At 43.1% G+C, this 9,187-nt stretch carries 12 protein-coding genes; 7 read left to right on the top strand and 5 right to left on the bottom strand.

What is annotated here, in order from left to right; genetic code table 11:
* Together J6O61_RS13835 and J6O61_RS13830 are read right to left on the bottom strand one after the other, a co-directional pair.
* Positions 1-332, bottom strand: a 332-nt coding sequence (locus tag J6O61_RS13835; protein ID WP_292214472.1) for a flagellin, incomplete at its 3' end; no start/stop codon positions are given.
* Positions 333-427: 95 nt separating this feature from the next.
* A complete protein-coding gene (locus J6O61_RS13830) occupies positions 428-715 on the bottom strand; it encodes a helix-turn-helix domain-containing protein (protein ID WP_292214469.1) in 288 nt (95 codons plus the stop codon).
* Between the two features lie 251 nt (positions 716-966).
* Between J6O61_RS13830 and J6O61_RS19745 the strand changes: the two genes are divergently transcribed.
* The 7 genes from J6O61_RS19745 (at position 967) to J6O61_RS13800 (ending at position 7,232) form a co-directional block, all read left to right on the top strand.
* Entirely contained in the window at positions 967-1,464 is a 498-nt protein-coding gene (locus tag J6O61_RS19745) for a DUF6431 domain-containing protein (protein WP_442861707.1), read from the top strand.
* A 42-nt stretch (positions 1,465-1,506) separates the two neighbouring features.
* Positions 1,507-2,868: a DDE-type integrase/transposase/recombinase gene (locus J6O61_RS13825; RefSeq protein ID WP_173881993.1), complete on the top strand. Its 1,362-nt coding sequence runs from the start codon at positions 1,507-1,509 to the stop codon at positions 2,866-2,868.
* Positions 2,861-3,661, top strand: a complete 801-nt coding sequence (locus J6O61_RS13820) for an ExeA family protein (protein WP_292214461.1) — start codon at positions 2,861-2,863, stop codon at positions 3,659-3,661. Before J6O61_RS13825 ends, J6O61_RS13820 begins: the two co-directional genes overlap by 8 nt.
* 502 nt (positions 3,662-4,163) lie before the next feature.
* Positions 4,164-4,484, top strand: a complete 321-nt coding sequence (locus J6O61_RS13815) for a hypothetical protein (RefSeq protein ID WP_292214458.1) — start codon at positions 4,164-4,166, stop codon at positions 4,482-4,484.
* Positions 4,485-4,657: 173 nt separating this feature from the next.
* The gene (locus tag J6O61_RS13810) at positions 4,658-5,980 is read left to right on the top strand and encodes a DNA sulfur modification protein DndB (RefSeq protein ID WP_292214453.1); all 1,323 of its coding nucleotides are present in this window, start codon (positions 4,658-4,660) and stop codon (positions 5,978-5,980) included.
* A gap of 16 nt (positions 5,981-5,996) precedes the next feature.
* Positions 5,997-6,245, top strand: coding sequence for a hypothetical protein (locus J6O61_RS13805; RefSeq protein ID WP_292214450.1), 249 nt, complete (start codon positions 5,997-5,999; stop codon positions 6,243-6,245).
* Positions 6,246-6,689: 444 nt separating this feature from the next.
* Positions 6,690-7,232, top strand: coding sequence for a sigma-70 family RNA polymerase sigma factor (locus tag J6O61_RS13800; protein WP_292214447.1), 543 nt, complete (start codon positions 6,690-6,692; stop codon positions 7,230-7,232).
* Between the two features lie 51 nt (positions 7,233-7,283).
* On the opposite strand, the gene J6O61_RS13795 is transcribed toward J6O61_RS13800, so the two are convergent.
* From J6O61_RS13795 to J6O61_RS13785, 3 genes are all read right to left on the bottom strand, one after another.
* Positions 7,284-7,745, bottom strand: coding sequence for a hypothetical protein (locus J6O61_RS13795; RefSeq protein WP_292214444.1), 462 nt, complete (start codon positions 7,743-7,745; stop codon positions 7,284-7,286).
* Positions 7,745-8,734 carry a hypothetical protein gene (locus J6O61_RS13790; RefSeq protein WP_292214441.1) on the bottom strand — a complete coding sequence of 330 codons (990 nt, stop codon included), beginning with the start codon at positions 8,732-8,734 and terminating at the stop codon, positions 7,745-7,747. Before J6O61_RS13790 ends, J6O61_RS13795 begins: the two co-directional genes overlap by 1 nt.
* Positions 8,735-8,741: 7 nt before the next feature.
* On the bottom strand, positions 8,742-9,187 hold a 446-nt coding region (locus J6O61_RS13785), incomplete at its 5' end, for a hypothetical protein (RefSeq protein ID WP_292214438.1).

Raw genomic sequence — 9,187 nt, 5'->3', positions numbered from 1 at the left:
TTTTGTTCAAAATCTTTTTGTAATATTGCTCTATCCCTATCCGAGTTATGGTCGTTCGCAGAGTTTAATGCTAATTCTTTCAAAGATCGTAATTCATTTATAATATTTTGCATACCTCCTTCCGCAACTCGAAGCATAGATTTTCCTGTTTGCGAATTTTGAACATCTTGATTTAATCCTCTTATTTGGACACGCATTCGCTCCGAGATGGCATATTCCGAGGCTCCATCCTCAGCCCCTGTTATTTTAGTACCTGTAGAAACTTTTTTCAAATCCTTGCTGAGCTTATTATTATTCTTGTTCAATTCTCCAAGTGTTAATTGTGCTGCCATGTTGTTCTTAATGACCATCGACATATCCATCCCCCATTCCTTTGGTAATCTATCCAATTATCATAACTAAAAACACTACATTGAATTATTAAACATTAATATGTTTTATATCTCCACATTTCCTTCTCCAAGCCTGTGAACGTTGTCAACAATGACGGATCAATTTCCAATCCCTCGGCAATGTCTAACAACATCGCAATAGATATATTTTCCCCATACTTCCCCCGCTCTATCCGACTCAGGGTGCTTTGACTAATATGTATCTTCTCTGCCAGCTGGCTCTGCTCCATACCGTACAATGTGCGATAATATGCGATTTTGGCTCCGATTTGCCGATAGAAAATATCCCGACGAATCCCCACAACATCCACCTCTTTTTTCATCCTCTATATAATTATCGCATTTATGTAACTGCTAACCTGAAATGCCCGTGACTGCTCACAGCCATTGTCCTCAAAACGGCTGTGCTGCTCTCTTGCCTTGCCGATTTACGGCGTATATAATCTGAATAAAGGTTAAATACGAAAATGGGAGGCATGAAAAAAGCCACGCTGCAGAACCTTCTACCTCCCTGCAACGTGGCTGCCAATAATAATCAGCATGGTTAGCATAACACGTTACAGCGTTATTTTCAATAAGTTTACGCATATTTTTAGTCGTCAGCTTAGATGAATCGGAATGCATTTGCCCGTTTTGTCATACGCCATTGTCCGGTCACGGCACGTACAGGCGTAAACTCATCATGAAATGCGGCTGCAGAATTCAGTTGGATATTCCCGTAGGAATCTGTCCGGCCTGCAGACATGTTCATGTTGAGCAGCCTAACTTTATCCGGCCTTACAAGCATTACGAGTCGTCTATTATCCAGGATGTGGTGGATGGCAAATCCATCGACACCTGTGTGGCAGACGACTCTACAATACGGCGCTGGCAGGCTGAGCATCGTCAGACAGCGCCGCATATTGAAACACTTTTGCGCTCTGTCCAGAAGAATGCATATCCCTTGTTTGGCCCATCTCTGCTGACTTATCTTCGCCAAACAAAACGGCATTGGGCATCCTTTGTCACGCCCTTGCTCTGTGCCGCAAGCTTTTTCCCATGTACACAGTTTGCCTGTTGTCCCGGCCCGTAACATGGTATGCTCTTTTCAAATTAAGGAAAGGAGCTCTGCCATATGAGTAAAAAAGAATCACCTCAGGAAATAGCTGCCAAACGTTTTGAAATCATCAGCCCGTTACTGGATCCAAATCTGGATGCCGACATGTTCTGTGCAACAAAAAACAAAATAGCATCGGCATCCGGCGTATCCTACCGTACCATTGGAAGATGGTACCAACACTACAAGGAAAATGGCTTTGCCGGACTGGAGCCTAAAGCGCCAATCCCAAAGCAGCCAGCTTCAAAACTTCCAGCGAATTTCTCTGAAATAGTAGATAAGGCTATTGAACTGCGCCGGGAATGTCCAACACGCAGTGTCCAGACACTTATCCAAATATTGGAACTGGAAGGTTTTATTCAGCCGGAAACGGTTACCCGCAGCACACTGCAACGCCATCTTCAGAAGCGTGGCTTTGGGGCTAAGCAGATTGCCATGTATCAGCAGGTTACGCCTGCTGCGCGCCGCTTTCAAAAATCCTACCGTGGTGCACTTTATCAAGGTGACATCAAGTATGGACCTTATCTTCCTATCGGACCGAAAGGAAAGATGCAGCAGACCTATATGGCTGCGTGGATTGACGACGCTACCCGTTTTGTTGTTGGCGCTAAATTCTATGCAAACCAGACTACGGATATTATCGAGGATTCCCTGCGGCTTGCCATCATGCAGTGTGGTCAGCCGGGAGCGCTCTTTGTCGACAATGGCAAACAATACCGCAGCAAATGGCTGAAACATGCCTGCGCAAAGCTTGGCATCCGGTTATTGCATGCGAAAGAGTATTCTCCGGAATCCAAAGGGAAAATCGAGCGATTCAACCGAACGGTCGATTCGTTCCTGGCGGAATGTGCGCTGCAAAAGCCACGTACGTTGGATGAATTGAATTCCTTTTTCACTGCCTGGCTCAATGAGCAATATCATAAAAGCGGGCATAGCGGCCTGAATGGTATGTCGCCATCTACAGCATGGCGTACAGACACACATCTTATTTACTATCCACCTGCCGAAGCCCTGCGGGAAGCATTCCTTCATACCGAAGAACGTCAGGTAGACAAGACCGGGTGCATCAACTTTAACGGTGCCCAGTATGAGGTCGGCATGAAACTCATCGGCCGTAAGGTGGAAGTTCTCTACGACACTACCTGGCTGGATGAAATAGAAATTCACCATAAAGATTTCGAGCCGTTCCGTGCGAAAAAGCTGGTCATTGGCGAAAATTGTCAAGGTAGCAAAGCTTTTCCACCAAAGTTTACGGTCGAAGCCTCCGAATCCAGACTGCTTACCGGTCTGAGGGAAAAAGCCGCCAAAGCCAAGGCAGTTCCCACTGCACAAGCAACACACTTCAGCAGCATAGCCAAGGAGGTGTGTGTGGATGTTTGAGGAATTTTTCGGTATGAAGCACACACCGTTCAGCAATCAGATTCCAGCGGAAGCCTTGTATCTGTCAGATAATCTGCAGGAGGTTATCGGCCGGCTCTGTTATGTTGCAGAGCATCAGCTCTTTGGCGTGCTCACAGGCATGGTCGGCGTAGGAAAAAGCACCATAATCCGCAGGTTAAAATCTTCTCTGCCGGCAGATAAATATCTGGTGCTATACCTATCCGACTCCCAGCTGACGCCAAGGTGGTTTTATAACGGACTGTTGCAGCAGCTCGGTTCAGAACCGAAGTTTCAACGTGGCGATGCAAAGCTTAGCCTGCACCGCCAGCTGGAATATATCCGGGAAGTGCGGCATATACGAGTAGTCACCATAGTAGATGAAGCCCATCTACTAAAACGTGAAACGCTGGAAGAAATCCGTTTCCTGCTGAATTACCATATGGATTCAATGAATCCTATGGCACTGATTCTTGTGGGACAGGATGAACTTTGGGATAAACTGGTCAAATCGGCTTATGCTGCTATCCGGCAGCGCATCGATATAAAATGTGCCCTGCCATCATACGACCTTGGGCAATGTCAGAAATATATCGCAACCCATATGAAATATGCCGGATGTGAACAGGAAATATTCACGGAAGATGCCATAAAAGCAATTTATGAATACTCAGCCGGCTCAGCTCGTGGCATTAACAAGGTGTGTATGCACAGTTTGCTTTGTGCCGCACAGCGGGGCAAAAAACTCATTGACGATCATCTGGTTCATCTCGTTATTGAATCCGAGCTTCCATGATGATCTGAGAATTGGTACTCTGAACGCACAGGGTACCATTTTTCAGACCATCAGATGGCAAAAGCCAAGAGCAATTTTCGGCGTTTGCTGTGAGCAAATCGAGGACAAAATGAGAAATCAGCTACACCTGTACGATAACAGCAACAACAAACAAAAAATAACGTAACATCACAGACATTTACTCCATCACTCCTTTACGGTTAGATAGTATAGAACTGACATGTATAAAAGTCAAACTCTCGCCATCCACGATGTTCATTATTAACATCATAAGCCATGCAGTTTCAAGTTGTATTCTCATCATTAATAGTCTCAATAGTATTATACATCCCCACTCGTATAAAAAAGCAGCCGAATAATACCATTTAACTGATATCAATCGGCTGCTTTTTTGCGTATCTGTCAAATCATATTAAACGCAAAGAGCTTCACGATTCTTTCCGTTGTAGCAACGTTTTACTCTTTTTCAAAAAAAGGTGAATGGATAAAGCTTAACCCAAGAATGTACAGTTTTGTTTGTGAACGGCGGGATGAGATAGAAAAGCTGAACAACTATGAGTGGGCTCATTTTTTAGGGAAAGTAAATCCAGGATACTCAACAAATGATATATTGACTAAGTATCTTTTGAAAACCAGGCACTCACAGATGAATACAACTGAAATGTTAATAGAAGCAGAGGAAGTAGGCAGAAACAAAATCCAACTGACTGAGCCAAATACTTCATTAGATAAGGACAATGATGAGATTGATGAGGAAGCCATGACTCTGCTGGATGATCCTGTAGCTCTAATTAAGTTGTTAAAAAAGAGGCGCGGAATATAGCCATATTAGAAGAATTAAGGTGCACAAGCTTGTCAATTCTGTTCATGGAAACGGCAAGCTTGTTTTTTTGTTTTAGGCGATGTTTTACAAAACATATTGGCAGTTTGCGTGAACAGCGCTATAATGGGTGCATAATCGTTAAATAGTGCAGAAAAACAGGAAGGAGGACGATTATGGGTGAAGTTTGTTTAGCAATGCGTGGGCAGATGGGAGACAACGAATACTACGTCACCACAACTAAGGCGTACAAGTTGATACAATCTGTCGGCTATGCTTCAGAAATGGAAAACTGGCCTGATATGACCGTTGATGAACGGATGCAAAGGGAATTAAAAGGTGAACGAATAGCTCAGGAGATTGTTCCTTACTTGGCTACAGATCCAGACTGGTTCTTTGGTGCATTGATTGTCGACATTTACTCGGGCTGGGAATACGCAAAATTTCAGCCGCTTACTGAAGTTGCTGATGTTAAGTACGATGTCTATTCAGATGCTATGAGGCAGGCTGGGTTCTTAACATTACCGGATGATAAGAGATTAATCGCATTGGACGGCCAGCATAGGCTTGCAGCGTTAGCTATGGCAATTCGAGGGAAAAATGGAATTCCTGGAAGTGTTGACTTATCCGATGCCTTGAAGAACACGTTAGTCAATGCGCATCCGGATATTGGCAACGCTGATATAACAGTGATGTTCATCAAGCATGGTGATGACAACACAAAAATCAGGAAGATTTTTAATAAGGTTAATCGCTATGCGAAGCAGACATCAAAAGGAGACAACATTATTACATCAGAGGACGATATGGTGGCTATCATTGCCAGAAGGATGTTTAGCGGAGAGGATGCACCGCTTCACCCGATAGGCGATCAGGAAGTCGTAAACTGGAAGTCGAACACCATACCTCTTAGAAGTAAAAACCTAACAACTTTAAGCGCAATTTACACAATGACTGAAATACTTCTTGCTAAAGAAGGGATTACACCTAAAACCAGAAGAAACGAGGAGATGCTTGAAAAAGGGCGCATCATAATGCGTGACTTCTGGAAAGAGTCAATGTCAAAAATTGATATCTTCAAGACTTATAGCGAGTACGTCGAAAAAAACATCTCTCTTGGAGATATCAGGAAAGATCATCTGCTGTTAAAGCCGGTAACGCACACAGCATTGGCACAGGCTGTGGCTATTGCAAAGGACTATGGCCATGAATACACAGAACTTATAGATAAGATCAATAAAATTAATTGGTCTCAGGACAATCCAATCTGGGGGAATATTCTGGTCACCAACAGCATGAATAAGCGTATGATTACAGGTTCACAGGCTCTCAAAGATGCTGGAAAAATCATCGCTTATATGTTGATCGGAAATGAGTTCTCTGACAAAGAAGTCGAGGAAGTCAGAGAAATACTAAAAAAAGCTAAAGCTGACATAAAAAACGAAGATGGCAGCCTCGCTGAGGAAGCAGAGGTAGTGCTGCCGCCGATTATTGAATGAAGGGAGGAACTTCTATATGGATACAGATGTTGATAATAGGCTTTATGCGTCTTGCAGTAGCTGTGGGCATGTGCTTGGAAGAGCGTTGAGTGGCTCAGATAACGAAGTGCAATGTCCAAAGTGCGGGGCAAAGATAAACTACAAGGTTGCTGAAAGTATAGTAACAGTCACATTATTGGAACCTTCAACAAAACTGCCATCGAAGAAGGCAGAGAAGAAACACTTGAAGGCTTACAATAATTTGGCAAGCGCAGTAAGTCAGTAGTCATTATATTTATACAGGTTATTTACCGAAGGAATCGAACTTGACAGGCTGCATCTGAGAATGCAGGAGTATCATTAAGGAACCGGTAAATAGAGTTTACTTGAGGACAGTCATGTCCAAATCAGTGAATTCTATTTACCGGTTTTTTGCTTTTGCTGGAGATGTTTGTGAAATATCGAATCCTGCTATCAACCAGAGCGGTTGATGTCAGACTTGGGTACTTCACAGTACTCAAATAAAAAATATCTCATAGTCCGAGATGGCCATTAGGACGTTGGGAAGCATAGAAATCTTAGCACCGGCAATTGTGCCGGTAGTGAAGAGACGATGCACCAGCGTTTATTAACCATGCCCATTCTCGGTTGACAGCAGTGGAATCTCTTCACAGACAGAGGTTCCTTTTGTTTTCCCAACGTTCAGTCCCGGACGGAAAGGAAAACAAAAATGAAAGTTGTTATCAGGTATGAGACAGAAAGAGTAACATTTAACCTTAGCGAAGAGGAAGCAAGGCAGATGGGCTGCTGCGTCAACATTGATCTGGAGAGTATTCCTGAGGACGAGAGAGAGTCGAAGTTGCAGGAGGCCTGCGATGAGCATTTTAACAGGCCGGACTACAACAACTGGCATAAGTACTGGAGACATCAGGGCGAATCCAAGGCACAGCCCGATGACGAAGGCGAGGAGCTTGAATCTTCGGAGCCACTTATGAGCGAGGTTGCGGACGACCGTATTTTTAAGAAGGATATGATCGAGCGTGAGCGCAAGGAAAGCTACGAAGCAGTCTGCCAGTGGATTCGTAATATCCTCAAGCCGGGTGTCGCTGAAGCATTTATCGCGGTAAAGATCGACAAGGTTCCGATCAGAAAATATGTGACTGAGAATGCAAAACCAGGGGACGATATTTCGAAGCTCGAGAACAACCTCTCCAAGAAGCTCACCAGAGCCGCCGAGAAGCTTGCTGTTGCTTACCCGGAACGTAGCTTCTAATGAATAAACGAGAATGGGCATAAAGGTCGGGGCTGTGTAAAAGCAGTCCCGTTATTTTTTTGAGAACAGATGCTTTGTGTCTTCAAAGAGTGCTCCTACTACGTATATCTTGCATTTCATCTTCACTTGATGAGAAACATCAGATCTAACGCCTTGGGGGTAACTATCAAAGGATCTCACATCATCGGTAACATATTTATCTTTTGCTTCCAGCAGTACTCTTTCTATGGCAGATTTTCTATTATCTTTTGTAATAGCTTTCTGACGTAAATTGTACTCCAGGATTAGGTTCCAATATAATTCTGCGAAACGAGTAAATAGCTGATCAAAAGACAGTACTAAATCGTTGTCGACATATTTAAGATTGTCGAGTATGGATTTTAAGAAGCCAAATTTATAACTCGCATCGTTTTTTGATTTTGATGTGAAAACACAAGCAACAGCGTCCCATAGCTCATCTTCGGAGACTTCTCTATCTTCATAAAATCCTTCCTTTAGATCGAACCCGGCCATTATATCCCTCGTTTCTTCTTCAACAGCTTTATCATAGACTCCGGATCATCCAAAAGTGTTTTTGTTTCCGTGTCTATTTCTTCTGAATTGTTCTCTTCTTCAGCAGTATTCTGCATAAGCATTGTTTCGTTACGTTGTTCTGCTTCTGATGCTAATTTCTCCATCTCCTCAGCTTCAAATAACATCTCCATAGTATTTATCCGTGACGACTCTATCTTAAATAAATATTCATCTGCTTCAGCCACGCGATCAGCGTAAGTCTCTTCATATTGTTGTTCAAGACCCCAGAAGCATCTTTCTATTTCTGCTGCGAAGCTGATGCCGGTGTCGTGCTCTATTTCCCACAACTCATCCATATAAGCGTACGCTGGTCTATGGGTGTTTCTATTTCTTGCAGGATATTCACCCGCCACCGTCTTAAATCGGATGCTTTCCCGTACATATGAGTAGTATTCTATGAAGCCGGTATAGTCCGGAGAATACATTAAATCATCATACAGTTCTTCCATCTGATCATAAGTTTTTATGATGTCAGATATGTAATAATTGTTGCCTGCGAAATCGTATGCCCGGCAGGTAAAGATTATGCCATCTTCCGAGAATACAACGCAGATATTAAAACCATCACTGGCTTTGTTGATAATCTTTGTAAAAGCAATACTAAATTCCACAGGATCTAATATGGAATTACGTGTTACAACTACCTTACAGGGGATTAACCCTCTCTTTGTTTCCTTGTGAAATTCTGCGAAGGTTGCAATATCACCCACGGCAGAAATAAACTCTATCTCCTGCCTGGTATATATTTCATCCTTGTTTCCATTTAAAAATACAAATTTTTCGAAGGTTCCAGCATACTGTGTGGACTTATCTATCAGCAATCCCGATGGCAGGAGCAATTCAGCTACTGTATCGACGGAATAGAATTCATATGCTGATAGCACAAATTCGTCGCATGCATCTGCCTCCTTGCTCCAATCTCTACTCATATCTCAATCACTTATTAAGAATCGAGTCAATGCTCGCCTTTAACTCCTCTCCGTCCTGCTCTTCGTTGAATTTCTTTACATAATCAAATATTCTTCTAAGGTAGGAGTCATCATCGGTACACTGATCAACAAACTGCTCATGAAGGACATCTATTCCACCCAGAAAATACTCATTAAATATTTTCATGTTCTCAGCAATCTGGGCTTTATCCTCCTCCGATGTCTCTGATAATCTAAAAGCTCGATATATCCGCTTCTCCTCGTCAGGTTCTGAATCCTCATCAATCAGCATAAGTATCTGATAGACAAAACGAAGCTCAGCCTTCCTCTTTGAAATCTGCTCATACAAGATACCAACATCGCCGTCAGCAGAAGACCCCATGGGAATTCTTCTCCTATACTGGTATCCTATCAGCGGGCACACAGTATAAGCATCAACATACGATGTAAAGA

Origin of the sequence: Butyrivibrio sp., from assembly GCF_017635265.1 — a bacterium.
GTDB lineage: Bacteria > Bacillota > Clostridia > Lachnospirales > Lachnospiraceae > Butyrivibrio.
The sequence above is the reverse complement of the archived record's forward strand: the minus strand, read 5'-3'. Positions and strand labels throughout refer to the sequence as shown.

Bases quoted from the DNA above. Each gene is read 5' to 3' on its own strand.
- J6O61_RS13830 (WP_292214469.1), bottom strand. From the start codon at position 715: ATGAAAAAAGAGGTGGATGTTGTGGGGATTCGTCGGGATATTTTCTAT.
- J6O61_RS13825 (WP_173881993.1), top strand. From the start codon at position 1,507: ATGAGTAAAAAAGAATCACCTCAGGAAATAGCTGCCAAACGTTTTGAA.
- J6O61_RS13820 (WP_292214461.1), top strand. From the start codon at position 2,861: ATGTTTGAGGAATTTTTCGGTATGAAGCACACACCGTTCAGCAATCAG.
- J6O61_RS13815 (WP_292214458.1), top strand. From the start codon at position 4,164: ATGTACAGTTTTGTTTGTGAACGGCGGGATGAGATAGAAAAGCTGAAC.
- J6O61_RS13810 (WP_292214453.1), top strand. From the start codon at position 4,658: ATGGGTGAAGTTTGTTTAGCAATGCGTGGGCAGATGGGAGACAACGAA.
- J6O61_RS13805 (WP_292214450.1), top strand. From the start codon at position 5,997: ATGGATACAGATGTTGATAATAGGCTTTATGCGTCTTGCAGTAGCTGT.
- J6O61_RS13800 (WP_292214447.1), top strand. From the start codon at position 6,690: ATGAAAGTTGTTATCAGGTATGAGACAGAAAGAGTAACATTTAACCTT.
- J6O61_RS13795 (WP_292214444.1), bottom strand. From the start codon at position 7,745: ATGGCCGGGTTCGATCTAAAGGAAGGATTTTATGAAGATAGAGAAGTC.
- J6O61_RS13790 (WP_292214441.1), bottom strand. From the start codon at position 8,734: ATGAGTAGAGATTGGAGCAAGGAGGCAGATGCATGCGACGAATTTGTG.